This is a genomic window from Anaerotignum sp., assembly GCF_051877975.1.
In the GTDB taxonomy this organism is placed as follows: Bacteria; Bacillota; Clostridia; order Lachnospirales; family Anaerotignaceae; genus Anaerotignum_A.
The window spans coordinates 69,054-94,928 of sequence record NZ_JBJEJK010000010.1 but is presented as its reverse complement, the minus strand read 5'-3'; the positions used below and the strand labels follow the sequence as shown (position 1 = coordinate 94,928).

23 protein-coding genes and 2 pseudogenes are annotated in these 25,875 nt (G+C 43.5%); 5 read left to right on the top strand and 20 right to left on the bottom strand.

Annotated elements, in window-relative coordinates; translation table 11 throughout:
• Positions 1–148: 148 nt before the first annotated feature.
• From ACI39P_RS01555 to ACI39P_RS01525, 7 genes and pseudogenes are all read right to left on the bottom strand, one after another.
• Positions 149–289: a hypothetical protein gene (locus ACI39P_RS01555; RefSeq protein WP_439718960.1), complete on the bottom strand. Its 141-nt coding sequence runs from the start codon at positions 287–289 to the stop codon at positions 149–151.
• Between the two features lie 101 nt (positions 290–390).
• Positions 391–2,475: an AAA family ATPase gene (locus ACI39P_RS01550; RefSeq protein WP_439718959.1), complete on the bottom strand. Its 2,085-nt coding sequence runs from the start codon at positions 2,473–2,475 to the stop codon at positions 391–393.
• Positions 2,476–2,765: 290 nt separating this feature from the next.
• Positions 2,766–3,203, bottom strand: a pseudogene (locus ACI39P_RS01545) (transposase); the annotation flags it as partial.
• Between the two features lie 188 nt (positions 3,204–3,391).
• Positions 3,392–3,742, bottom strand: coding sequence for a hypothetical protein (locus ACI39P_RS01540; RefSeq protein WP_439718958.1), 351 nt, complete (start codon positions 3,740–3,742; stop codon positions 3,392–3,394).
• A 352-nt stretch (positions 3,743–4,094) separates the two neighbouring features.
• On the bottom strand, positions 4,095–4,799 hold the full coding sequence (locus tag ACI39P_RS01535) for a stalk domain-containing protein (RefSeq protein WP_439718957.1): 705 nt from the start codon (positions 4,797–4,799) through the stop codon (positions 4,095–4,097).
• On the bottom strand, positions 4,796–5,131 hold the full coding sequence (locus ACI39P_RS01530) for a helix-turn-helix domain-containing protein (RefSeq protein ID WP_439718956.1): 336 nt from the start codon (positions 5,129–5,131) through the stop codon (positions 4,796–4,798). Before ACI39P_RS01530 ends, ACI39P_RS01535 begins: the two co-directional genes overlap by 4 nt.
• Positions 5,128–6,072, bottom strand: a complete 945-nt coding sequence (locus ACI39P_RS01525; protein WP_439718955.1) for a leucine-rich repeat protein — start codon at positions 6,070–6,072, stop codon at positions 5,128–5,130. Before ACI39P_RS01525 ends, ACI39P_RS01530 begins: the two co-directional genes overlap by 4 nt.
• Positions 6,073–6,230: 158 nt before the next feature.
• Here ACI39P_RS01525 and ACI39P_RS01520 point away from each other — a divergent pair, with 158 nt between their 5' ends.
• Positions 6,231–6,515, top strand: a complete 285-nt coding sequence (locus ACI39P_RS01520) for a helix-turn-helix domain-containing protein (RefSeq protein ID WP_439718954.1) — start codon at positions 6,231–6,233, stop codon at positions 6,513–6,515.
• Between the two features lie 106 nt (positions 6,516–6,621).
• Here ACI39P_RS01520 and ACI39P_RS01515 read toward each other — a convergent pair whose 3' ends face one another.
• The 3 genes from ACI39P_RS01515 to ACI39P_RS01505 form a co-directional block, all read right to left on the bottom strand.
• Positions 6,622–7,860, bottom strand: coding sequence for a tyrosine-type recombinase/integrase (locus ACI39P_RS01515; RefSeq protein ID WP_439718953.1), 1,239 nt, complete (start codon positions 7,858–7,860; stop codon positions 6,622–6,624).
• A gap of 67 nt (positions 7,861–7,927) precedes the next feature.
• Positions 7,928–8,131 (bottom strand): DUF6462 family protein, encoded by a 204-nt coding sequence (locus tag ACI39P_RS01510; RefSeq protein WP_439718952.1) that lies wholly within the window; start codon positions 8,129–8,131, stop codon positions 7,928–7,930.
• Between the two features lie 72 nt (positions 8,132–8,203).
• Entirely contained in the window at positions 8,204–9,058 is an 855-nt protein-coding gene (locus ACI39P_RS01505; protein ID WP_439718951.1) for a helix-turn-helix domain-containing protein, read from the bottom strand.
• 186 nt (positions 9,059–9,244) lie between these two features.
• Here ACI39P_RS01505 and ACI39P_RS01500 point away from each other — a divergent pair, with 186 nt between their 5' ends.
• A complete protein-coding gene (locus tag ACI39P_RS01500; RefSeq protein WP_439718950.1) occupies positions 9,245–9,460 on the top strand; it encodes a helix-turn-helix domain-containing protein in 216 nt (71 codons plus the stop codon).
• Positions 9,461–9,518: 58 nt separating this feature from the next.
• On the opposite strand, the gene ACI39P_RS01495 is transcribed toward ACI39P_RS01500, so the two are convergent.
• The 5 genes and pseudogenes from ACI39P_RS01495 to ACI39P_RS01475 all read right to left on the bottom strand — a co-directional run bounded on the left by ACI39P_RS01495 (position 9,519) and on the right by ACI39P_RS01475 (position 14,890).
• Positions 9,519–10,922, bottom strand: coding sequence for a relaxase/mobilization nuclease domain-containing protein (locus tag ACI39P_RS01495; RefSeq protein ID WP_439718949.1), 1,404 nt, complete (start codon positions 10,920–10,922; stop codon positions 9,519–9,521).
• A complete protein-coding gene (locus tag ACI39P_RS01490; RefSeq protein WP_439718948.1) occupies positions 10,903–11,283 on the bottom strand; it encodes a plasmid mobilization protein in 381 nt (126 codons plus the stop codon). Before ACI39P_RS01490 ends, ACI39P_RS01495 begins: the two co-directional genes overlap by 20 nt.
• 422 nt (positions 11,284–11,705) lie before the next feature.
• Positions 11,706–13,181 (bottom strand): annotated as a pseudogene (lysS, locus tag ACI39P_RS01485) (lysine--tRNA ligase); the annotation flags it as partial.
• 69 nt (positions 13,182–13,250) lie between these two features.
• Positions 13,251–13,727 (bottom strand): transcription elongation factor GreA, encoded by a 477-nt coding sequence (greA, locus tag ACI39P_RS01480; protein ID WP_439718947.1) that lies wholly within the window; start codon positions 13,725–13,727, stop codon positions 13,251–13,253.
• A 230-nt stretch (positions 13,728–13,957) separates the two neighbouring features.
• On the bottom strand, positions 13,958–14,890 hold the full coding sequence (locus ACI39P_RS01475; RefSeq protein WP_439718946.1) for a hypothetical protein: 933 nt from the start codon (positions 14,888–14,890) through the stop codon (positions 13,958–13,960).
• Positions 14,891–15,299: 409 nt separating this feature from the next.
• Between ACI39P_RS01475 and nifJ the strand changes: the two genes are divergently transcribed.
• Positions 15,300–18,830 carry a pyruvate:ferredoxin (flavodoxin) oxidoreductase gene (gene nifJ / locus ACI39P_RS01470; RefSeq protein ID WP_439718945.1) on the top strand — a complete coding sequence of 1,177 codons (3,531 nt, stop codon included), beginning with the start codon at positions 15,300–15,302 and terminating at the stop codon, positions 18,828–18,830.
• 257 nt (positions 18,831–19,087) lie between these two features.
• Positions 19,088–19,744: a hypothetical protein gene (locus tag ACI39P_RS01465; protein ID WP_439718944.1), complete on the top strand. Its 657-nt coding sequence runs from the start codon at positions 19,088–19,090 to the stop codon at positions 19,742–19,744.
• Between the two features lie 36 nt (positions 19,745–19,780).
• Here ACI39P_RS01465 and ACI39P_RS01460 read toward each other — a convergent pair whose 3' ends face one another.
• The 3 genes from ACI39P_RS01460 to ACI39P_RS01450 all read right to left on the bottom strand — a co-directional run bounded on the left by ACI39P_RS01460 (position 19,781) and on the right by ACI39P_RS01450 (position 23,354).
• The gene (locus ACI39P_RS01460) at positions 19,781–21,184 is read right to left on the bottom strand and encodes a hypothetical protein (RefSeq protein ID WP_439718943.1); all 1,404 of its coding nucleotides are present in this window, start codon (positions 21,182–21,184) and stop codon (positions 19,781–19,783) included.
• Positions 21,185–21,209: 25 nt separating this feature from the next.
• Positions 21,210–22,022, bottom strand: a complete 813-nt coding sequence (proC, locus tag ACI39P_RS01455; RefSeq protein WP_439718942.1) for a pyrroline-5-carboxylate reductase — start codon at positions 22,020–22,022, stop codon at positions 21,210–21,212.
• 378 nt (positions 22,023–22,400) lie between these two features.
• Positions 22,401–23,354, bottom strand: a complete 954-nt coding sequence (locus tag ACI39P_RS01450; protein ID WP_439718941.1) for a 2-hydroxyacid dehydrogenase — start codon at positions 23,352–23,354, stop codon at positions 22,401–22,403.
• A 375-nt stretch (positions 23,355–23,729) separates the two neighbouring features.
• On the opposite strand from ACI39P_RS01450, the gene ACI39P_RS01445 reads away from it, so the two are divergent.
• A complete protein-coding gene (locus ACI39P_RS01445) occupies positions 23,730–24,083 on the top strand; it encodes an arsenate reductase family protein (RefSeq protein WP_439718940.1) in 354 nt (117 codons plus the stop codon).
• A gap of 203 nt (positions 24,084–24,286) precedes the next feature.
• Here the strand turns inward: ACI39P_RS01445 and ACI39P_RS01440 are convergent, their stop codons facing one another.
• Positions 24,287–25,084 (bottom strand): hypothetical protein, encoded by a 798-nt coding sequence (locus ACI39P_RS01440; protein ID WP_439718939.1) that lies wholly within the window; start codon positions 25,082–25,084, stop codon positions 24,287–24,289.
• Between the two features lie 6 nt (positions 25,085–25,090).
• Positions 25,091–25,858 (bottom strand): hypothetical protein, encoded by a 768-nt coding sequence (locus ACI39P_RS01435; protein ID WP_439718938.1) that lies wholly within the window; start codon positions 25,856–25,858, stop codon positions 25,091–25,093.
• Positions 25,859–25,875: the final 17 nt, after the last annotated feature.

The following is a 25,875-nucleotide window of genomic DNA, read 5'->3' as shown; positions in this document are numbered from 1 at the left end:
TCTATCATAGAAGGCCTTGTTATTTATGTTTTTACAGAGTTTTTTTCACAGGCTCCAAAAAAAATTTGTTGCAGAACCGTTGAAGTACGATTGGATTTGTTGCACCTATTCGATTCTCGTAAAACGCAATTATCTTCCGCTGCAGAAATCAATTCGATTTTTTCTTATAGCCGTCCCGCGAAGCGAAGGCAAGGACAACATCTTTTTCCGCAGAAATATCAAGGGCTGTTTTCGCACATGCCTCTGCAAAACGCTGTGTATCAATGCTGTGAAGAACTGTATTATTCATGGCGTACCTCCTGAAAGTGAGAGTGATGTTCATTTACAGGAATATTGTGCCACAAGTAAAATACAGGTTCAGGAAAAAAGCTGCGAACGTTTCTATGCTTTTTAGTTTGCAATGATATCCCTATCACACTCAGCAATCACAAACTGAGGTATAATATCGTATTCACGCGGATTCAGTTGAAACAAATAATCATTCTCCACATGAAATGTTTCGTTGATAAATTTCTTAATCACAGGATTGTCGTGATTTTCATTATACATAATTCTATACAACTGAAGTTTTTCGTAGTTACTCACACTCTCATTGTAAAGCCTAATCAAGATACTATCATCCTGCGTTTTAGCATATTCGTCTGCATAATTAAACTCTGGAATATAGTTTCTTATTACCTCACTCGCCTCAATATATTCTTCAGATGTCATCGGACGGATACCATTCTCATGAATCTCCGGAATCGCACGCTTGTGAAAAAGGTTTGACAACAATTGCCAAGCCAGACCTTTGTTTCCTTCAATTTCAAGTAATCTCCGCAGATATACTAATTTATTCAACGAATTTATCCCTGCTTGCATATTTTCGATTGCTATTTGGTAGAAGGATTTAATGTCATCTTTTCTTATAGGCTTTTCTTCGAGAATTCCATCTTTGGTGCTCAAAAAAGCTCCGTGCGGCGCTGGGCTAAAGTTCTGTGGCATTGTATGAATAACATCGATGACTGTATTAAAGTCATGTGTAAGCATCATAACTGTCCTGTTGCGCAAACATTTTTCAGACATAAAAAGCATGTTTAATAATGCAAATTTTTTATTTCCATCAAACGAAGAAATTGGATCATCCAGAATAATGAGATCGGGGTTTTCCTTTATAGCGCTGAACATAAATAGTGCTAATCCCAGTGCATTTCGTTCACCAAAGCTCAAATGCTCTCTTACTGATGATATTTCTGTATCAACGCCAGTAGGCCGCAGTATCATTTTATAACTCTTGCCTTCAGTTTCTTCAATGGACACTGCATAGTTATAGCCTGCACAGCGTAGGAACTCGTTAATTATAGCACTGTTTTCCTGAATGGTTCTGCAAATCAAAATATTCTGTTGATTAACCTCTCCTTGCAAACGACTTGCCTTTTCCAAAACCAACTCAATTGAGGTGTTCATTTCTCTTATTTTCTGTCCCATCAAGTCCGATTGAAGATGGCTAAACAACCTTAAATCAATCAGGTACTCTCTCAAACGGTCAGCCATGTGTTCTACATCCTTTAAGGATTGAAAACCAAGTCCTTTTAGGCTTATCAACTGAGCATGGATTGTGTATATCTGCTGTTTTATTTCATGCAAATAGTTTTTTTGCTGCGCATTCATATTTCCTGCATTATTCGTTATAATCTGAAGTTGATTTCTTGTACTTTCGCTAAAGTAAGGAAACAAGCGATCAAACACGGATAGTATTTTGTTCAGATGCTCTATTGCCTTTGAATCATATTCTTCAGAAATGCGCTCAATTTTAGATTTTGTATGTTCAATTGACCCGGAACAATAGGGACATTGTTCTGCGAGTTCCAAATACTTTCGCCCGTCAGACTGCCATTTCAACCATTTAACGTTTCCAGCCTCATGGGTATTGCTCAAATAAGGTCTAAAAGATTCAAGTTCAGGAGGAATATGACTAAGCTTATTGCCTTTTCCAAGCCCCTTTACGATTGCTCCTGAAGCAGCTAATCCAGTCTGACTCCTTCCGCAACTATCTAAAAATTGCGCAAAGGTTGCAATAAGTTCATCAAGTTCAGGATTTGTTTGAAATGCATTTCCTATCTCTGAAAGCAATTGTTGAATTTGGTCCATATGCCTATCGTAATCCGGAGTCTTCACAAAAATCTCAAAGCTATTCTTTAAGAGCTCATCAGGCAGATAAACATATTGATCAATGTATGATTCATCAAAAATCATAACACTTCTAATGCCGTCAATTCCTGTAACACTGCTTTCATGACCATCTTCATCGTTCATAAATGCATATGGTTTAAGAGAGCTGAGCGACTGTTCATCTCCCCTGACTGTAGCACAAATCGCCTTCGCAATTGTAGATTTTCCAGTACCGTTAACCGCATATTTAATGTTAAGTGCACCATCAACGATGCTTATCGTACCACTTAGAATATTATTACAATTTTGGATAGATATATTCAAAATTCATTCCTCCATCACTGTTCAAAAACTTATTTTTCATCAAGTATAACACAGGATCTTTAAAATTCAAATATTGCAAATATGTAGGGTGAAGGCTAATGAGAGATTCTATGCCACGCACACCTTTTACTCATTTGAGGACTGTGCAAAACAGTTAAAAGTGTATAATCGTAGAGGTTATAACCATTTCCCGATACGTCCATTGGGATGGAAAAAATATAAGGATGGCATTATACGCCATCCTTTTTCATGTTTCAAGGCACTATTTTGTTAATCGCTTACAATATACAATATCTGTATGCGTCCTCAACCTTATCCCAATTAAAAAAATGGGCCCTGCAAAACATACCTTTGACATACATAGAGATAATTTTCTGGTCGATATCTGAAATATCTTTCTGACGCTTTTTTACTACCTGCGGTTCAAAAGTTGACATTCGATCCTGCGGTACTTCAATTTCCATAGAGCCATAACGGCTGTTGACCTGCTTGCGTTTGTACCCGTTTCAATAATCATCATTATCCGAAAGCTGGGATTTTTCATAATCAAGATGCTCATCCATCTCAGCTTCCATCATCTCCTTGATAGTGCCGCCAAGAAGGTCTTTCAGTGCGTCCTGAATATCTTCAGCGGTCTCGATATCATACTCTTCAAGGAGTTGGCGGATGATATTTCTTTTGCCTTCTGTCATTTCTACTCTGTGAACTGATTTCTTTTGTTTTTCCACAATGAAAAGTCCTCATATGATTTTTATTTTATCATAGAAGCTTCCTGCATAGTTTAATTGTGAACGTTGAAAATTGAAAATACCTCAGAGTACAATAGGACTACTGACTTGGCAGGTTGGTAAATCTTATTGAACAGAGAGGTATCTATCATGATAGTCTAACACACAAAACGCAAAAATTGAAGCAATTACAGAAAATACTTTAGCCCGCCATGCCGACACTTCTTTGCATACCGATTCCAAAGAACCACAAGAGTCATGTTCTTCCATGAGGACATGTCCATCGAAACCGCAGCATAGTCTGGAAATTTGTAACTTAGATCTCGACCAACAAGTGCTGAATTCTTTTCGTAGACAGCTTCCGCAATGCCATAATTGGTGATTCCGTGTGGGAATGAATAATTGAGATTTTTACATGCTTTGAAGGCACGCAAAAAATCCTTGACCCCAGACAGACTGGCATTGATCGACTTGGCAATAGCCATACCACTCATTCCGAGGCCATAGTGTTTTGTAATAATGTCTTTGTAATCTAACATGGATTACCCTCCTAACAATGAATTTCTGCTGTCGCAGATACCATTATTATGAAGGATACAAAAAGTGTAGCAAGTATTTGCCGTTGACGCCGCACTACTGCCGTTTAGCTCCGCATCAGCTGCCGCTGACTACCGCCGTATGCAGCATAGACTTATTCACTGAGATATTAAAGGCTGAAAAGCTTGTATTTTCAACAAAAAGCGCTTGATTATATGAGGAGGGCCTCTCATTGGTTAATTACAGAAAAAACCCTCTGCTGGCTGAAATCACCCGATTCTAACAAATGATGTTTTCATCTGCCATAGAAGGAGGTCTTTTGTTACGCTTTTTTCATAATTTACATTCTTTAAATTATTTAATAATAATATTACCCAAACAACAGCTGCTGAAGTTTTCGTTCCCATTACAATCAATTCGTAATTTACTTCCTTTATTTAAAGAAATTGTAACGTTTTTGGGTTCCTCATCTTTAGACAGCCTAATTTCTTCTACTTCTTTTCCATCGACTGTAAAAGTAATTATCCAATTAGCACTTGCAAACGCATGTTCACCATTTCCAATCGTAAACGTCATTTCAGAGTATTTCCCATTTAAATCAAATTCAGCAAATGCAGAATCTCCCCAGAACTGTAACCCACTGATATAGTAATTTTCACTCATAGCAAAGGATTCTCCATCATTTTTTGTATATACGGTGCAGTCATCTGATACAGTAGGTTGACACACTTCCATCATATCAACAGCCCCCTTTTCAGGGCCAGACACTTCATCCCACAGGTATATGCTCTTTGTATCACTCTCCCATGTCACATCCATACCGGCAAGGCTTGCAACGCTTCTCAAGGGCAGATAGGTTGTACCATTATAAACAAAAGGTTCAACTGTTTTGCCGCTGGCATCTTTCAAATCATATTTTACATTATCTTTATAAACCTTAATATTCTCATAGGAAACCTGGATATTCTCAATCCCCCCCTTTGCATAAACCACAGTACCAGCACTCAGCGTACCAATCAATAAACCAACAATCACACCCTGTAATCTTTCCTTCATCATAATACCTCCTCCTTTTTCAACGCCTTCATTAGAGCCAACACAAGTTTTTCTTCATCTGCCGTCAACTTCCGATAACATTGCAACAGTTCCCATTCACACTTAGTCAGACTATCTGGCCATTTCGCCCTATCTTCTTTACCGATCAGATAATCTACTGTCACGTCAAAATACCTTGCTATTTGAATTAACATGTCAAAAGAGGGCTCATTTCTCCCATTTTCATATGCAGAAATTGCCGTTGTTCCATAGCCAAGATATTCACTCAATACTTTCTGGCTGATTTTCTTATCTTCTCGCAGCTTTCTTAGCCTTTCTGAAAATCTATTTATCATCCGGGCATAACCACATTATCGAACCAGCCACTTTCAACAGTTTTACATAATTCTGCTAAAGTCATCCAATCAGAATGATCATTGCCGTAAACAAATATCTGTTTTTCCGTGCCAAGGAAACATCCATCATAAAATTCCGGATTTGCGTAAATATAGATGTCTCCTTCCAAACTTGCGCAACCCGTAAAGGTATAGGACAGATCTTTTACAGATTCAGGAATGATTCCTACGGTTTTCAGTGCAATACACTGATTAAACGTTCCCTGCATATTTTCAACACCATCCGGAATATCCCCCACCTCTGACAACGCCTTACACTCTGCAAAAGCAAAACTCAAATCTTTTACTGTTGTGGGAATATTTGAAATTTCTGTAATAGAGCTGCACTGTTCAAAAGCGTTTTCCATGTTAATGATTCCTTCTGGTAACTGAGGCATTTCTTCCAAAGAATGACACCAACTAAATGCCGCTTCCATAGACATAACAGTATTTGGAATTGCAGGAGCTTTTATCATATTTTCACAGCCCAGAAAGCAATCATCCAATGTCAGCACAGGCATACCACAGATCTCACTTCTCAATTCGCCATAGGACTCCTGCTGGCGATCTTTTACTGCCACACACCAGCCCGCCAGTTCTTCTTTAGGAATGAAGTAATGGGTAAAATATCCATTATCCTCTGTCAAAACTCTGTCAATCTGCACTGCAGAGGCATACGCATATTCATAGCCCGCTTCATGATCATAAAAAATATCACCGACCTGTGGCTCTTCCGGGAAAGCTTCTCCTGCTTCAAATACTTCTCCTGTCGATGCAACCGTATATGTACCCCCTTCCGGAATGGGGTTTTCTACCCCTCCGCAGGAAGACAGCACAAATCCGACCGCTGACATAAATACTACTGCTATTACCGCTCTTATTTTACCAATCCCTTTTTTCATGTTCATCACCTGTTTCCATATCAAAACCATCTCCGTTTTTTCAACTTATCTTTTCTCAAATCATACTATTTGCTCCCTCAAAAGTCAACTATATAAATACTTTATCAACCTAACAAAACCACCTTCTATTGTAAACTATTTGAAAAGGAGGTTTTCGTATGGACGACTTTGGAAACACTCTCAAAACACTCAGGATTCAACATAAATTGACACAAGCACAATTAGCACAAAAACTAGGTGTAACAAAATCCGTTATCAGTGCCTATGAGACTGGTATCCGTATGCCTTCTTATGATATCCTGATTGCGATCTCCCGTATTTTTAAAGTAACAACCGATTATCTGCTTGGTGTAGAACAAAAACAAAGCATTGATCTTTCCGGCTTAACAGCTGATGAGATCAACGCTCTTACGAACTTAATTAAAGCAATGAAGCATAGATAAAGGCGCTACAATCTGTAACGCCTTTTCTTTTCCTATTAACGATATTAGCTAATCTCTATTTAAACATTTCCATACAATGGTACTCAAGCTCCTACCTTTCTTCACGTCAAAATACATTTATATTTTTGAATACATTCTGCATAGCTTCTGCTTTTTTTGCATCTGAAAGCTTTGTGTAGATATTCATTGTTGTTGAAATATCGCTATGTCCCATGATTTCTTTCAGAGCAGGGAGAGACATATCCAATTCTGCACATCTGGTGCAAAATGTGTGCCGTAAAATATGACACGAAAAATAGGGCAACATCAGCGGCTCTCGTTTCTCCTTCTTTGCTTTCAATTCTTCTTCTCTATTGTAATGGTCAACAATCCGTTTGATTGTCCGATTGATATTTTTGGGATTTTGCATATCACCATATCTATTGCAGAACACAAATCCTGACATCCCATCAACTTCTGCTTTATTATAAATCCCAGTCTCCTCTTGCCATTTCTTCTCTTCCTGAAAAGCTGCCAAAACCGGATCCATCATTGGAATAATTCGAATACCTGCTTTTGTCTTGGTCGAGGAAATCCGATACTCACACTTGTTTTCGCTATCTTCACGGGGATAATATGTAAGGTTGTGGTTAATATCAATCTGGCTTTTCTCAAAATCAACATCCTCCCACCGAAGCCCTACAACCTCCCCAACTCGACATCCTGTACCTAAAAGAACTGTAAACAAAGGCTTCCATCTGCTAAATTCGCCTTCGACAAGATAATTCATAAATGCTCTTTGTTCTTCGATTTTTAACGCATGCCTTTTATTGTCTTTTCCATAGGCCTTCCGAAGTTCAGCAAAGACCCCTTGGCAAGGATTTTTTCTAATCAAGTCATCTCGAACACCCATAGAAAAAGAGGGATGGAGAATCGTATCAATCGTCCCTAAGGTATTAAACTGCAGCCCTTTTTCCTCCAGTAAGTAAATATAAAATCTTTTGAGATCCGAATATTTAATATCACGAATCAGCGTCTGCCCAAAGCCATTTCTCACAAAGCGATTATACATGTACAAATAATTTGTTTTCGTCGTAGAGCTTAATTCTGGCTTGGTCGAAATGTACCGGTCAAACAAAAAGTTCAAATCACTTTTACCAGCCGCATAAATGTCTAGCCCATCCAACTGATCTCTTTTCAATTCATCTTCTTTCTTGCGCAACGCTTCAAGTGTTTTAGCGTAAAGCCGTTTTCTCTTTTTAGAAATAGAATCAGTATAAGAGTAGATATACATTTTATCCTCGCCGCGTTGACTTTCACCGGGCCGCAATGCACGGCCCTGGTAATCTTTTCTTGATTTTGCCATAAAAATCCTCCTTTCGCTTTCACCACAACACCACCAGTCAGCCCCTTTTACCGTAATGCAATGGTTTTCACTGTTTAAATGACTCTATGTATTCATCCAATGCTTTACAATTAACTAAAACCATTTTATCCATCTTTCTTATTGCTCCGGCATCTTTAGCAATTCGTTCAAATTTGCTTTGAGACATACCATAAAGCTTACATCCATCCTTGTAGCGAACATATTTCTTCTGCTCTATAGCTTTTGAGTCATATTCAACATCCTTTTTCATAGAAAACCCTCCTTGCGGTCAATTTTTCATTCGTAAGAATTATACCGCAGTGGACTTTCTGAAGCCCAGATTTCAGATTAAATTTTTTTCAGTATTTCCCACCAATTTTTGGTGAATTTTACTAATATGTTTTATTTTCCTTCTATCCTCTGGATAAGGCGCAGACCTTGGAATCAACCAATCCCGTTTCTGCTTATATGCAGGGATTCGCCCATTTCTGCAATGCACCTTAATCTGTTCAACTGATTTTCCCCAAAGCTGTGCATATTGTTTTGCTGTTACAACTTCCGAATCCACAGTTTTTTCAAAATTACAATTTCTCACAGACTGCAGAATACTTTCCTCTGGAATTTCCTTCTTTAAAAGCGTACTTAAATATTCATTGATATCTATCCTCTCCTTCCTTGCTTGATCCTTTAACGCCAGAACATATTTCTGCGGAAGAAAAAACATAATCGGCTGCATTTTATGGTTATTCAAAAGTAATTGAATATCCCCCTGAATGCGCTCATAGGATTTGTATTCATTGTATTTCAGTCCAATCGCAGACATTTCTTTTAGTCGCTCCTCATTACAGGCCTTATTGTAAAGAGGCGAAAAAATGCTAATCATCTTTTCTTCAATCTCTTTCTGCTTCTTCACCGGAACCATAAACAAGTAAAGCTCTTCAAACTCAAAATTGGATTTATGCATCACCATTCGATTATACTGGTCGGAACTTTTCCCAACATAAATCACACATTTTTTATCCATATAGGTATTCACCAGCAAATAAACGAAGGACTGCTTCTGGTACTGCCGTAGCATAGTCATAAATTCTTCATCCTCCCGGAAATATCGGGTGCAAAATTTTGCCGCCGGTATTTCTGTTTTCACCCGCTTCAAAAGTTCTTTTGTACTTAAAATACATTTGATTTCTTCCATCATTTTTCACCACCATGTAAATATTTAGTTTTATTTGTAACTATTTATTTACATTATACACATTTTATTTCCATTGTCAATTACTTTTTTAACTTATTCATTACATCAGTAATCCAAATTTGACTTTTACTCCTGTATGATATAAAATAGAAGCTAATAAAAATCCCGATTTGACAGGAGAAATCCACCATGGCTATGACTGAAAAAATACGTATCGCTTTGATTAAAAGAAATATGACTGTATCCCAGCTGGCGGAAAAGCTAGGCTGTTCTTCCCAGAACCTGAGCGCAAAATTCCGCAGAGATAATTTTTCTGAAAAGGATCTGCAGGATATTGCAAAAGCTTTGGACTGCACGTTGGAAATGAATTTTATTGACGAGGGAACAGGAAAACCACTTTCCTGATTTACCAATATGACTGGTTCAATCTATGCCTATCCATCCTAAAATGGACAGGCATTTTTTATCTCTCTCGCCAATCTATTGACCTATCCCGTCTATCCTCTTCTCTTGTTTGCATCCCCTTTCCTTTTTTCCTTTCAGCACCGGCTATCATATCATCCAAACTTAGCTTTCTTTCCTGCTCTAATGGCTTAACTGCATAAATGTTATCTCGGTATGTATCCGTCATAACTTCCTTCGTCAGTGCTTTTACCTGCATTAGCTGATAATACTGCTTATTATATTTTTTCAATTTTTCTAAATATGCCGCTCTCTCTTTTCTCAGTTCATCATTTTGTTTTTCATTCAAGCTTTTATCGATATCATAGATTGCTTTCTTCAGGGAACTAATGTTACTTCCACATTCTCTGATTTTATTTTCCAGCACACGGTTATCCGTAATTCCATATTCCCGTGTTGCTGCAATCCCATCAATCATCCTCTGGATTTCATCGTCAACATTTACTTTGGGTTGATAGTAATTCCTCTCCTGCGCATATTTTTGTGTATCAAACAAAACCACTGCTATAAGTAACAAAAGCAGTTCAACGGTACTCCGTCTTCTGCCGTCCTCTGTCCAGATTTTCATGCGATAGGGTTTGCCCGTTTTGGGGGAAGGGAATCTTCCTCCCGCTGCAAAATATATTCTTTCCTCAAAAATATTGGCAGAATTATAATAAACTGCTCCCTTAAAATCCTCTTCAATAGACCTTAACGGAAGTTTTTTGACATAGGATTTTTTACTCCTCCGTTCCTTATTTTTCATTTTTTTCTCTTCAGAGGTACGATTTTTATGGATTCGAACTTTTCCTTCTGCCTTAACTGCGGCAAACCATTTTGCATATTCCTCATCGGTTTTCAGCAGAGTTTTGTCCTCCACCAAGCTCAGACCATACTCGTAACAGATATGATCCAACTCCCTTCGCAGGGTGTACAGCATCTTATTATTCATGCAAAATTTCTTTTTTCCATCCATAGAATACGCGTTTACAGACAGATGAACATGTTCCTCGTCTGTATTTGTGTGAGGCGCCCTGAGTAATTTAAACTCTTTCAGAGGTGTTCGTTCAATCAATTCATCGGTAATTTTCATCATTCTTTCTACACCGACAAAATCTTCTTTATGGAAAGAAATATAGAAATGATGTGCAATTATTTCTTTCTTTGCATCCATCTGTCCGGAAAGTTTTGCACCCTTTTTGCGTTCCAAATACTTCTCCCGGTCGCTCAAAAATTCCTCGGCTGCAAGCTCCGGATTGCAGGAACAACCATGCCCTTTTGTATATAAAACTTCCGCATGATCACCTGTTACATACTCCATCACAGTAGTTAAATCACTAGTCGGAATTTGCTTATGAGCTTCTGAAACATAGCTTAAATTCTCTTTTAAAGTTTTATAAATGGGATTATGATTGATCGTTGCCATGACTCTTTTCCGCCTCTTTTCGTTCTAACGCTTTTCGAATTTTTCTAACATCACTTCTCAAGTTTGCCTCAGATACTTCCATATCGAAAACCTTTTTTTCGATATTTTTGATGTACTCAAAAAGCAAAATTTTATCTTCGAAATGGGTGAAAATAATTCCTTTCAACACCTCTCGTAGCTTTGAAATTTCATCTGTATGGACTTCGAATTTTTCCCTGTCAAAGAAAATTTCAACCGGATTTTCTTCCAATACACATTCCCTGAGAAATGCATTCAGCTTCTTTCCATGCAGCTCTGCACGTCGCTTCAGCCCCTCAATTTCCTCCTCCGTAAACTTCACTTTTACATACTTTTCAGCCATACTCCATCATCATCCTTTCCTCGGTTTTGAGGCAGCAAGCATAGACTAAATCCCCCTTTGGGGAAATTTAGTCGAATGCGGGCTTCGCCCGTTCTTTTTCTCAGATCCCTGCGGGGGCACATTTTTCCTCTGGGTATCTTTCTCTTTTTCGCCGCTGCATCTTCCTGTTTTCATTTCGATTTATCCAAGGAATAAAAGCTATACGATAAAAGGATGGATTCTGTTTTTTACGCACGCAAAAAAGGACACCTTTCACCTTTTTAGATGAAAAGTGTCCTCTATTTTTTGATCGAATGTTGCACCTAACGTATGATCAAGTATTATCACGTATCATACGCACAAAATTTGTTGCAGTTCTGTTGCAGTAAATGCTCCTGAACTCTCAGAAACCCAGTAAAATCAAGGGTTTAGTCATTGATAGGCTTCATCGTAGGGAACAGGATTACGTCTCTAATGGAAACGGATTCTGTCAGCAGCATAACGAATCTATCGATACCCACGCCCAAACCGCCTGTAGGAGGCATACCATATTCCAGAGCTGTCAGGAAATCTTCATCGATCATATTGGCTTCGTCATCGCCATTTTCACGAAGGTATTCCTGATATTCAAAACGTGCGCGCTGGTCGATGGGGTCATTCAGTTCGGAATATGCGTTACCATATTCTCTGCCCACGATGAACAACTCAAATCTTTCTGTAAATTCCGGTTTATCGGGTTTTCTCTTTGTCAAAGGAGAGATTTCAACGGGATAGTCGATGATAAAAGTAGGCTGAATCAGGTTCTTTTCTACAAATTCTTCAAAGAACAGGTTCAAGATATCGCCTTTGACATGACGTTCTTCAAATTCCACGCCTTTTTCTTTCGCCAGTGCCTTTGCTTCTTCTGTATCCTTCACCTGGTCGAAGTCAACGCCTGTGAATTCCTTTACAGCGTCAACCATAGTCTTTCTTGCGAAGGGCTGCCCCAAGTCCAGATCATATCCGCCGTATGTGATCTTTGTTGTGCCCAGAACATTCTGTGCTACAGTACGGAACATTTCTTCTGTAATATCCATCATACCGTTATAATCTGTATATGCCTGATACAATTCCATCAGGGTAAATTCAGGGTTATGACGAACGGAGATCCCTTCGTTTCTGAATACACGACCAATTTCGTATACTCTTTCAAAGCCGCCGACGATCAGTCTCTTCAGTGGCAGTTCCAGAGCAATACGGCAATACATATCGATATCCAATGTGTTATGGTGTGTGATGAAGGGTCTTGCGGAAGCACCGCCGGGAATCGTCTGCAATACAGGTGTTTCCACTTCCAGGAAGCCCTTGCTGTCCAAGAATTTTCTGATTTCTGTGATGATTTTAGAACGTTTGATAAAAGTATCTCTGGATTCAGGGTTTACAATCAGGTCAACATATCTCTGTCTATAGCGCAGTTCCTGGTCTTTCAGGCCGTGGAATTTTTCAGGCAGTACCTGCAGGCTCTTGGAAAGCAGCACCACTTCCTTTGCATGTACGGAAATTTCCCCTGTTTTTGTTTTGAAAACAAATCCTTTGATGCCGATGATATCACCGATATCATATTTTTTGAAAGCAGCGTAATCCTCTTCGCCGATGTCATTTTTGCTGACATAGGACTGCATCAGACCATCTCTGTCCTGAATATTGCAGAAGGATGCTTTCCCCATGATACGTTTGCTCATCAATCTGCCGGCGATGCAGACATCTTTGCCTTCCAATGCATCATAGTTGGCTCTGATTTCTTCGCTGTGGTGTGTTACGTCATATTTCACGATCTGGAAGGGATCTTTTCCTTCTTCCTGCATCTGTGCCAGTTTTTCTCTTCTGATTCTGTTCTGTTCGCTCAGTTCCTGCTGTGTCAGCTCCTGAGCTTCCTTGATTTCTTCTGCCACGTTACTTCCTCCTATCCGTGTGCGTCCTTTGTTTCCTATATCTTTTTTGGATATCTCTTATTTGGTAAAATTCAGTACTTTAAAAATAACCTCACCATCGGGGGTTTCAATGGCGATATCATCGCCTTTTTTATGCCCCAGCAGCGCCATGCCAACGGGGGATTCATTGGAAATTCTGCCATTCATAGGGTCTGCTTCTGCAGAACCAACGATGGTGTATTCCATTTCTTCCTCAAATTCCACATCCAGCAGTGTTACCGTTGTACCCAGGCTGATCGTATCCTTTGCGCCGCCTTCTTCATCGATGACTTCCGCATTTCGCAGCATTTTTTCCAGCTGAACGATACGGGCTTCAATCTCTGCCTGTTCTTCTTTTGCAGCATCATATTCGGCGTTTTCAGAAAGGTCACCCTGACCTCTTGCTTCTTTGATCTTTTCTGCTACTTCTTTTCTGCGGACGGTTTTCAGGTTTTCCAATTCCGCTTCCATGTTTTTCAGACCTTCATAAGTCAAAACAACTTTCTTTTCTGCCATGGGTGTGTCACTCCTCATTCTAATCTCATAATTATGCTCCCTGCTTTTTGACAAGGAAAAATGGAGGGTATGTCAACCCTCCTCCAAAACTATTGATATATTATAAGGTACGTCCATCGGATTGTCAATGTTTTTTCCTTTAAAATCAAGGCTTTCTCTTCCTTTTTTCCCCAATATGGTCAAAGGAATCATCTCCGCAGGAAATTACAAATACTGGCTGCATATGCCGGCTAAATCTTTTTTATCTTCACCCGTTTCCCGAAAGCAGAAAAACCAGAAACGGCAAAGCCCCGGTTTTGCAGAGCCAAAAGAAGAAGCTCCCGATTCACTTCTTCCAGGGAAAGCTCCCAGCTTTGGCGGAACTCAGCACATCGCAAAAATGCCTCTGCCTCTGCCATTCTGCCCTCCAGCTGTTTTTCCCCCTTTTCCATAGGAACGTGAAAAAAGAACCCCTCCGCCGCAGAAAGATCCGGGCGCAGCTGCATCAGCCGCCGCAGCATAGGGCGATTTCCTGCCAGATCCAGCCAAAATGCCCCTTTCTGTAGAATATGCTCCAAGGAACGCTGCTCCATACCGCAGGAAAGGATGGCATCGGCTTCCCCAAAAACGGGATTTTTCGGAGAAGAAAAAACCTCCGTCACCAGCCCCCGTTCCATATATAATTCCCGGACGATTTCCTCCGCCGTATCCGGTTCCCGGGTAAAAATAGCAAGATGATTCACCTCATTTCCCATGGAAGTCAGGGCCGCCTGCCAGATGGCCTTTTCGCCCCCTGCCAAAAGATAGGTACATTCCTCTGGATTTTTCCCCTGCCGCCGAAGGGCTTCCGCCGCGCCTGCAAAGGCAAACAAAGCTGCCAGCCGCCGCCCTTCCGCAAAGGGCAGCCCTTCCCTTGGAAATTCCCCTTCCGCCGGGGGAACCACGATGCTGACCCCTTCCCGTTTCAGCGCCTCCAAAAGAGACAGCGCTCCCTTTCTCCAGGGGGCAGATAAGGCCTCCTCTCGCTGTACCTGCAAAATCCCTGTGATGCCATCATCATCCCGTTCCAGCCGATAAGGTCTGTGTTTTTCCAGATAACCCCAAGATTTGGGCAGCAGCTTGGCCCATCGGGGCAGTTCCGGGAGTTCTCCTCTCTCTAAAAATCTAATTTTTGCTATTTTCATGCTCTCCCACCCCCATTTTTTGTCTTATTTTTCTGGATACAACATACTATATTTCTATAAATTATATAAATTAACCACTTTTTTCATATGATTTGTATTTAAAATATCCTAATTAGATAAATTGTCGATATTTGTCTGAGTTCAAAAATATTTTGATTTCTGCAAAAATTTTCCTATTTTTTGTTGTATCTCCAAAAATACATAATATTTTTCCGCATTTTTTATATGATTTTATCAGGTATTTAATTTTATACACAAAATACGGTATTTTTCTTCGTACATTATTGACAATAAAAATAAAACAACATATCATTAAATTAGATATATTTTAGTTATACATCCGTTTTTCCTTGACTTACAAGCTGAAATATCCCTATCCCTACTATATTTATGAAAGGAGTACAATTCCATGAACACAAAAATCATGAAAACCATGGACGGTAACGAAGCTGCTGCATATGTTTCCTATGCATTCACAGAAGTTGCCACAATCTATCCCATTACCCCTTCTTCTCCCATGGCGGAACATGTAGACAGCTGGTCTGCCAATGGCAAGAAGAACATCTTCGGTCAGACTGTGCGCCTGCTGGAGCTGGAATCTGAAGCAGGTGCGGCCGGTGCCATGCACGGCGCGCTGGAATCCGGTGCTCTGGCAACTACATACACAGCATCTCAGGGGCTGCTGCTGATGATCCCTCCCATGTATCGTATCGCCGGCCAGTTAAAGCCCGGCGTATTCCATGTAGCATCCAGAACCGTAGGTACCCACGCCTTCTCCATCTTCGGCGATCATTCCGACGTGATGGCCTGCCGTCAGATCGGCTGTGCCATGATCTCCTCCGCCTCCGTACAGGAAGTTATGGACTTGGCCGGTGTTGCCCATCTGTCTGCTATCAAAGGCTCCGTACCTTTTATCCACTTCTTCGATGGCTTCCGCACTTCCCACGAACTGCAGAAGATCGAAGTCATGGACTATGATGACCTGGCAAAGCTGGTGGATCAGGAAGCCCTGAAGAAATTCAGAAAGAACGCCCTGAACCCCGAACATCCCGTACAGCGTTCTACCGTACAGAACCCTGACGTATTCTTCCAGAACAGAGAAGCCTGCACCCCTTTCTACACCCGTCTGCCTGAAATCGTAGAAGGATATATGCAGGAAATCAATAAAATCACAGGCAGAAATTATCAGCTCTTCAACTACTATGGTGCGGCTGATGCAGAGCATGTTGTCATTGCCATGGGCTCCGTTACAGGCGCAGCCCAGGAAGTGGTAGAATACCTGACAGCAAAGGGCGAAAAAGTGGGCTTCCTGCAGGTACACCTGTATCGTCCCTTCTCCATCCAGCATTTCATGGCAGCTCTGCCCGCATCCGTAAAAATCATCACCGTTCTGGACAGAACAAAAGAACCCGGTGCCCTGGGCGAACCTCTCTATGAAGATGTTTGTTCCGCACTGATGGAAACCGGCAGAATGGCAAAAGTGCTGGCCGGCAGATATGGTCTGTCCTCCAAGGACGTAACCCCCGCCCAGATCATTGCTGTTTTCGAAAACATGAAGGGCGCCCAGAAAAACCACTTCACCGTTGGTATCATCGACGATGTTTCCAATACCTCCATCGAAGTGGGCGCAGAACCCGACTTGGCGGATAAGAGCACCGTAGCCTGCAAATTCTGGGGGCTGGGCTCCGACGGTACCGTTGGTGCAAACAAAAACTCTATCAAAATCATCGGTGACCATACAGATAAATACGCTCAGGCATACTTTGAATATGATACAAAGAAATCCGGCGGTATCACCCGTTCTCACCTGCGCTTCGGGGATACTCCCATCCGTTCCAGCTATCTGGTCACAAAAGCAGACTTCGTTGCCTGCCATAACCAGTCCTACATGGAAAAATATGATATCGTTTCCGAAATCAAACCCGGCGGCACCTTCCTGCTGAACTGCGCTTGGAACGCAGAAGAACTGGATCACCACCTGTCCGCCGATGTAAAGAGATATATCGCAAACAACAACATCAACTTCTACACCATCGATGCCATCAAGATTGGGAAAGAAATCGGTCTGGGCAACAAAACAAACGCTATCCTGCAGTCTGCTTTCTTCAAGCTGGCAAACATCATCCCCGTTGACGATGCAGTCAACTACATGAAGGCAGCCATCGTAAAATCCTACGGCAAGAAGGGGGAAAAGGTTGTCAACATGAACTACGCTGCTGTAGACAGAGGTCTCAGCGGTCTGGTAAAAGTAGACGTTCCCGCAAGCTGGAAGGATGCAAAGGACGTTGATAAAGAAGCAATCAAGGCTGTCCTGCCTGAATATGTAGAAAAACTGATGGTACCCATGAATGCTCTGAAAGGCGATCTGCTGCCCGTTTCCGTATTCGCCGGCAGAGAAGACGGTACCGTTCCCCTGGGCACCTCCGCCTATGAAAAACGCGGCGTTGCCATCGATGTTCCCGAATGGGATGCCACAAAATGTATCCAGTGTAACCAGTGTTCTTATGTATGTCCTCATGCTGCCATCCGTCCTTTCCTGCTGACAGAAGAAGAAGCAGCAAACGCCCCTGCATCCTACACCGTATTGAATGCCAACGGCGCAGGCGACATCAAGAACTATAAATTCCGTATCCAGGTAGATCCTCTGGATTGTCAGGGCTGCGGTGTCTGCGTCACCGCTTGCCCTGCCAAAGAAAAGGCTCTGGCAATGAAACCTCTGGATACACAGATGGGCGAACAGCCCAATTGGGACTTCTCCCTGACCCTCAGCGATAAGAAGAACCCCATGAACAAATTCACCGTAAAGGGTTCTCAGTTCGAACAGCCTCTGCTGGAATTCTCCGGCGCATGTGCAGGCTGCGGCGAAACTGCTTACGCAAAATTGATGACACAGCTTTACGGCGACAGAATGTATCTGGCGAACGCAACCGGCTGTACACAGGCTTGGGGCGCAGCAGCACCCTGCGTGCCTTACACCACAAATAAAGAAGGCTGGGGCCCCGCATGGAGCAACTCCCTCTTTGAAAATAACGCACAGTTCTCCGTTGGCATGGTTTTGGCAGTAGAACAGCAGAGAGACCGTGTGACCATGAAAGTAAAAGACCTGCTGGCCCTGAGCGCAGGCACAGACTTTGCCGCAGCAGCAGAAACATGGCTGGAAAACTGGGATAACGGCGACAGAAGCAAAGCAGACAGCCGTGCCCTGATTGCAGCACTGAAAGATTTGAAGGCAGAAGGCGAAGCAGCAGAACTGAAAGACTTCATTCTGGAAAACAGCGAGCACCTGACAAAGAAATCCATGTGGATGTACGGCGGCGACGGCTGGGCATACGATATCGGCTACGGCGGTCTGGATCACGTTCTGGCCAGCGGCCGTGATGTAAACGTATTGGTGGTAGATACAGAGGTTTACTCCAACACAGGCGGTCAGTCCTCCAAGGCAACACCCATCGGTGCTGTAGCACAATTCGCAGCAGGCGGCAAGCCTACCGTAAAGAAAGACCTGGGTATGCTGGCGATGAGCTATGGCTACATCTATGTGGCACAGGTTGCCCTGGGCGCAGACCCCAACCAGCTCATTAAGGCTCTGAAGGAAGCAGAAGCCTACAAAGGTCCTTCCCTTATCATCGCTTATGCGCCTTGTATCAACCACGGCATTTCCAAGGGCATGGTAAATGCTCAGCTGGAAGCAAAACTGGCCGTACAGGCAGGCTACTGGCACCTGTATCGTTATAACCCCGATCTGAAAAAGGAAGGCAAGAACCCCTTCATTCTGGATTCCAAGGAACCCACACTGGACTTCAACGAATTCCTCATGGGCGAGGTTCGTTACGCTTCCCTGGTTCGTACCTTCCCCGAAACAGCAGAAGTATTGCTGAAAGAGGCTGCGGAAAACGCAAAGGAAAAATACGAATCTTATAAAAAGCTGGCGGACGCTTAAACAAGACCATAAGGGCAGTCTTTCCAGCGGCATCTTCCCCGGCAGGGGCTGAAAACAAAAAGCGATTCCATTCAATTTTGGGATGCCGAAAAGGATCCCACACTCCCAAAAAAGGGCAGAGTTTCCATACTCTGTCCCTTTTTGTTGAATCATATCTTAAAAGTTTCTTTCAATTTTTTAAAGCCCCTTTTTTTATTGTAAACTTTATGATAGTATTTTATCCGAGAAGAAAACGAACGCGAAAGGAGAATCCCCCCATGAAGAAAAAATTATACACCCTGCTGACATGTGCCCTGATCGGCACATCCGTTTTGGCTGGCTGCGGCGGCGGCACAGTAAACACAGAAGTACCTGAAGATTCCGTAGCAGCAACCATCACCGTAGATGATGCCAGCCTGCCCCCGCTTTCCGAAGACCTGCAGGAGCTTTACGCAGGTGCCTATAAGATCTATAACCAGATCAGCTTCGGCAGTTTTGATTATGATGCAGAAACAACCATGGAAAAAGACGGCTTCACCTATTATAAAATCACCGACAGCCGTTTCAAAACCTATGATGCTTTCCAGAAATTCCTGGAACAGTATTTCACAAAGGATTTCGTAACAAACTGTATCCTGGGTGAAAGCAATATCATGTTTGCCAAAGGTGAGGATGGCGGTCTGTATTTCCTGGGCGGCGGCAGAGGCACAAATATCTTCTACGCTGGCCATGTATTTGAAATGGACAGAGAGATCGAACAGGAAATCGATTTCAAAGCAACGGCTTACTACACCAACAGCAATGAAGCCTACGACGGCGAATATTTCTACACAACACCGGAAAATCCTGATGATTACACCACACAGGAATTCCACTTCATCCTGCTGAAGGAAGATGGCGCATGGAAATTTGATGATTTTGCGCTGTTCTTCTAAAAAACAATAAAAAGGCTCGGCATGCGCCGAGCTTTTTTATTGTTCTCGATTTTTTTGCTGTCTTTTATTATATTTCCTTACGGAAATAGCAGCGATCACAAGCAAGACTGCCCCTTCCATCAACCTTACCATTTGCAGGCGTTCCCGCAAAGGCAGCTTTGGTTTTTCCTCCGCCGAAAGGGTAAATTCCAATTCCCCCTCTGGCAGGCCCTCCAGAGAAAGGGTATAGCCCTGCTCCGTTTTTGCAAAGCCCTCCAAGCCGCTTTCCGTCATATAATAAGGGGTATTGACCACAATATCCAGCCTGCCGAACTCTGCCCATGTTTTTGCCGGGGAAAGGAGGTAGGTATATTCGTAGACGGGAGGCTGGTAGTTCAAATCCGAGGAGGGATACATGGGCGCAGTTACGGTGTTCACAACGGTGCCGCCGGCGGGTACGGTGATTTCATATTCATACCACCGCAGAAAATCATCCGCTATATCCGTTCCTTCATAATCAAAATTGCCGAGAATGCCAAAACCCCATTCACTGTTGTTCAAATGGGCCACCATGGCATTATACCAATCGGCAGGCAAAATACCGCTTTCTTTCTGATATTCCGCCATGGCAAAATCCCTGAAAGTCATGGTTTCTGTCCCTTCCAGGGTCAGGGTATAATCGAAGGGGGTATCCTCTGCCCCATTTTCCGAAAACCATTCCAATCCCTGTTCCAAAGGCTCCCCAAAGACAACCAATTCGATGGTATCGCCATTTTCCACCCAACGGGTCACAGCAATGAAATCCTCCGCAATTTCCCCGCCGCATTGTTCTTCCAGCAGCAGCTTGGTTTTCTCTCCATTGCCGCTCCATTGGAAGCCCAGCCGTGCCGCCGAAAATTCCTCGTCGATGCCGTCGATAGTATAGGTATATTTCGTCACAGGGGTATCGAATTTCCAGAAAGCATCCTCTGCATACCCATCCGCCAGCCGGGGCAGGTCTTTTTCCAGTTCAAAATCCTCTCCGCGGTAAAACAGGGTATGGCGCACTGTTTTTTCAATGGGCTCGCCATCTACCGTCACATCATATTTTTCCCCATCGGCGGCATAGACCTGCTGTTCCGTTTCATGGTTATAGCTATAACCATAATCCGGCGTCTGCCCAAAGGGAAAGGCCAGCTGCACGGTCACATCGTAGTCGGCGGGGTTATGGAAGGTGTATTCCGCCGTGACCCTGCCCGTATAAGCCAGATATTCCTCCAAATCGTTGTAATACTCCGAAGGAAACTCCTGTAAATCGAAAGTGAGCCGCTCCTGTTCCACCACGAGGGGAGACTGTTCCCCCGTTATCATAGCGCCCGTGGGGGAAATGCCCCGAAAATAGGTCTGGGCGGAATTTGCCAAAGCAATGGCAGGGCGGAAAAGCAATAAGGCACTGAGTACAACGGAACACAACTTTTTCATGGCAAACCCCCTCCTGTTTTTCCTGTTATTTTTTCCCAGAGATTTTCCTGTCTTTTTCTAAAACAGCATCAAAAGCCTTCGCCAACGTGCTTTCGAAGCCATTGGCCTGCAAAGCCGCCACCCCTTCGATGGTAGTGCCGCCGGGGGAGCAGACCTGATCCACCAATGCCCAAGGATGCTCGCCGCTTTCCAGCACCATTTTCGCACTGCCCAGAACCGTCGCCGCCGTGATCTCCAGGGCCTGCTTTTTGGGCATGCCTGCCTTCACCGCCGCCCGTGCCAGGGCATCTATATACATATAGGCAAAGGCAGGCGCCGCGCCGCCGATGACAGAGAAAATATCAAACTGGCTTTCCTCTACCTCTGCCACGGTGCCGATGGTAGAAAACATACCTTTGACGATGGCTTTCTGTTCCTCTGTCACAATCCCATTCGCACAAAGACCGGAGGTGGATGCGCCGATTTTTGCGTTGATATTGGGCATCACCCGGACGATGGGCGTCCCTTCCGGCAACAGACCCGCCAGATAATCCAATGTTTTGCCCGCTGCAATGGAAACGACCAGGGGCTTCTTTGCCCCAATCTCCTCTTTCAGGGCGGGCACAACAGACGCCAGCACATGGGGTTTTACCGCCAGAACCAGAACATCACTGGCTGCTACCACCTCCGCCGCTGTGGGTACGGCATTGGCACCGCAAGCCTCCGCCAGCTTTGCCGCAGAGGTCACCGTCTTGCTGGTAATGATGATATCCTTTCCGTCATAGCTTTTTGTGCCGATGGTCATGCCTTTGATGATGGCGCCCGCCATGTTGCCTGCGCCGATAAAGCCAAATTTCATAGGGATTCCCTCCTTTAAAAAGAAAAGGTCGGTAAAAACCGACCTTTATTGTTCCTCGATTTTCTAGTTTAACGGTACTACAATTACCGTATCACTGTCAATTACGGAAATCTTAATTTTTTTCTTGAGGGTTTCACCCTCAAACTCCCACAAGGGGAATGATTCCCCTTGACCCCCATTCGCAAAAGCGTATGCTTTTGCATACCGGGTCGAGGGGATTAGCACCGCCAAGAATAAGGCGGCGGCGTAGCCGTCTTCCCGAAGGGAAGATGCTTGACTAGATGCCCTCGCAGGGGTACTTTGCTGCCAGCGCATTGCTCTGGTCAGTTACGCACTGCAAGCAGTGCTACAGGGACAGCGTCCCCAAGGTCTTTTCTTTTAGCAGATGACATTCTGAGGTGTGCCGTCTTCCCATTTCAGGATATTTTCGCTGACGATCTGCGCTCTGGTGAACAGTGCTTCATGGGATGCGAAAGCCACATGGGGTGTTACTACAGTATGTTTGCTGTGCAGCAGAGGATGATCCGCAGGCACGGGAGGTTCCATTTCGAATACATCAATACCTGCACCGGCGATGCGTTCTTCATTCAAAGCCTTTGCCAATGCTTCGCTGTCTACGACAGGGCCGCGGGCTGTATTCAGCAGGATGGCATTTTTCTTCATCAGAGCGATTTCCTTTTCGCCGATGAGGCCTTTTGTCTTATCATTCAGAGGTACGTGCAGAGAAACGATATCGCTGACCTTCAGCACATCTTCCAGAGACATATATTCGATGCCTGCGCCCTGCATTTCGGGTTTTACAGTTCTGCTGTATGCAACCACTTTGCAGCCGAAAGCCTGTGCGATTTTTGCAACCTTGCCGCCGATGGCACCGGTGCCAACAACGCCGAAGGTCTTGCCGAACAGCTCGCCGCCTACCAGGCCTGCTTTTGTGCCTTCCTTACGGCAAACAGCATCGCAGGCAGGAATATTTCTCAGCACGGAAATTGCCAGACCGAAAGCCAATTCTGCTACAGCGTTGGTGGAATAGCCCGCTGCGTTGCAAACGCAGATGCCTTTTTCCTTACAGAAATCCACGTCGATATGGTCAACACCTGTGAATGCAACAGAAAGCAGCTTCAGGTTTTCGCATTTTTCAATGACATTTTTACGGAAAGGCTGGTTTGCAATGATGATGATATCAGCATCCTTGCCTCTTTCCGCCAATTTCTCCTGATCTTCTTCCTTTGTGTCATAAGCCACGATTTCGTGACCTCTTGCTTTTACGGCTGCTGTTGCTTCTGCCAGCTTTTCGGGAGTGATGCCCAGGGGTTCGATGATTACGATTTTCATGTGTTCCGTCCTCCTTATTTGAATGTGCTATTTTATAGTAACTGCAATAAATTTCATCTTATATTTAGTATGATAGCGCAGTTTTTTGAAAAACACAATACTCCTTGTGGAAAAAACACAGAAAGTTTATAATAGAACAAATATGATACCAGGGTCAAAAAGTCAAAAATACGATGCAAGCTGGCTTGCAAGAGGATTTTTGATCTTGGACCCCACCAAAACATGAGTAAAGAAGCTATTTTTCCAAGAAAAATATGCGATTTACGAATGTTTTGAGGAGTGTGAAAGCACATCGTGCGGAACACTCCGGTATCTAAGAGGTCAAAATACCTTTTGACCTCAACAACATAAATATCATGGAAAGGAAGGAAAAATATGAGCGTTTTATTTTTAGAATACCCCAAATGTACCACCTGCAAAAAGGCCAAGGCCTGGCTGGAAGGAAACGGCGTTGCCTTCGACGACAGACACATTGTGGAACAGAACCCCACAGCGGAAGAATTGCAAGCTTGGTGGCAAAAAAGCGGCCTGCCCCTGAAGAAATTCTTCAACACCAGCGGCCTGCTGTATAAGGAAATGCAGCTGAAGGACAAGCTGCCCCAAATGAGCGAGGAAGAACAAATTGCCCTGCTCTCCACCAATGGCATGCTGGTGAAACGCCCCCTCATCATCGGGGAGGATTTTGTTCTGGCGGGCTTCAAGGAAGCTGAATGGGAAAGATTGAAATAAAATTCCTGCAAAACGGTAGGTTTCCGCAAACAAAAAATACCTCCACTGCAAAGACGTTATCACTAAAATTGCCGTGGAGGTATTTTTTGTTTGCTCTGCTTTCGGCAACGATCTTGGCGTATTTCCACCATCGCTTCACTGCAAAGACAATCCACTAAAATTGCAACGGAGGTATTTTTCCGTTTTATTTCGATGAATTCCTTTTATTGATTTCGTTCCTTTATCCGCATGATAGAATCGAAGGACTCCATATCATCCTTTCTCGTTTGCAAGCGCAGAGTTTCTCCCGTCATAGGATTCACCACGGCAACCCAAGGGATCTTATCTTTTCGCATCTCAAAAAGATACAGATCAAATTTCAATTCTTTCTCTTCTAAGTCCATGCGAATGTCCTTCGGGATCAGGGGATATGTAGGGTCATCATGCCCGATATAGGAAACGGCTTCATATCCATTTTGGGTCAGGCTCTCCCGGGCTTTCTGCACAGTTGTGGTAATCCCCATCAAATAGGGCGCCGCCAAGGTAGCCGCTGCCAGCAGCACACTGATGAAAAAGATAGACCATAAGGTCACCGCCTCCCGTTCCCGTTGAAACTGCTCTTTTTTTGTCCTCAATACCAAATAAACAGGCAAAAGAGAAGCCAGCTGCAACGCCAAAAGAACCACCTGCGGTTCCATTGTCACCAAAGCATAAAGAACAGCAGATCCACACAAAAACAAAATAATACCAACTAGAAGCTTTATCACCCGTTCCCACTTCTGTTCCTTATCCTCTGCATAGATATTCGAAATGGAACCCAGCAGAACAGACCCAAAGGTCAGCGTATTTGTCCGAATGATCTCTCCGTAAAGGGTATGCTCCACATAATACAACACAAATAGAGACAGTGCCAAAGCCAACAGCGATAACGCCCAAAGCCCTTTTCGGCTTTCCACAGGCTTCTTTTCCCCCTGCACAGGGTCGGTCTGTTCCCAATCCCAGTCTTTTTGTAAAAATCCCATTGTTCCTCACTCCCCCGTTTTTCTGGAACGATACCAATTCCCCAGCTCAGGCTCCTCCGCTTCCGTTGCGGCAATCATGATCTCTCCGCCTTTGGGGTCTACCACAAAACGCCAAGGCGCACCATCTTTTCTGCCAAAAAGCATATAATACTTTTCCCTTGCCATGCTCTCTTCATAAAAATCCTTCTCTACGGCATACTCATAGACCCAGTCACCGTACATCCAGCCGAGATACTCTACATCTGTAAAGCCTTCCGCCGTAATCGATTTTTCCGTCTGCTTTGTGGTCTGGATTCCTGTCAGGCGAGCGCCTGCCAATGTGCCTGCCGCCAGCAGCACCGCCGCAAAAAACAGGGTGCAGGCATACATGGAAATGCGGTCGATATCCTTCTTCTTTTCATAATCCGACCAATACAACGGCAGCAGCACAAAGACCAGCTGTGTCATATAAACCACCATGCCTTGGTATACAGCGCTCCATACGATGATCGCCAAAGATACTGCTACGAGGATTCCGATGATCCATTTTCCTCGTTTCGTCATGGGTTTTTCCTCCTTGCCCATGGCTTTCCGCAGCCCCAGACCAATGCAAAAACCGATAGATATCCCAAGGATTGTAAATGTATTCGTTTCAACGATCCCTCCGTATAAGGAATGTTCCACCCAATAGGTCAGCCACAACGCCGCCGCCCAACAAATGACAGCCACCGTCCAAAGCCCTTTCCGTTTTTGATTCTGTTTGTAGTTATTTTCTTCCCACGCCCACAGTCGCATAGTATCCCCCTTTTCTA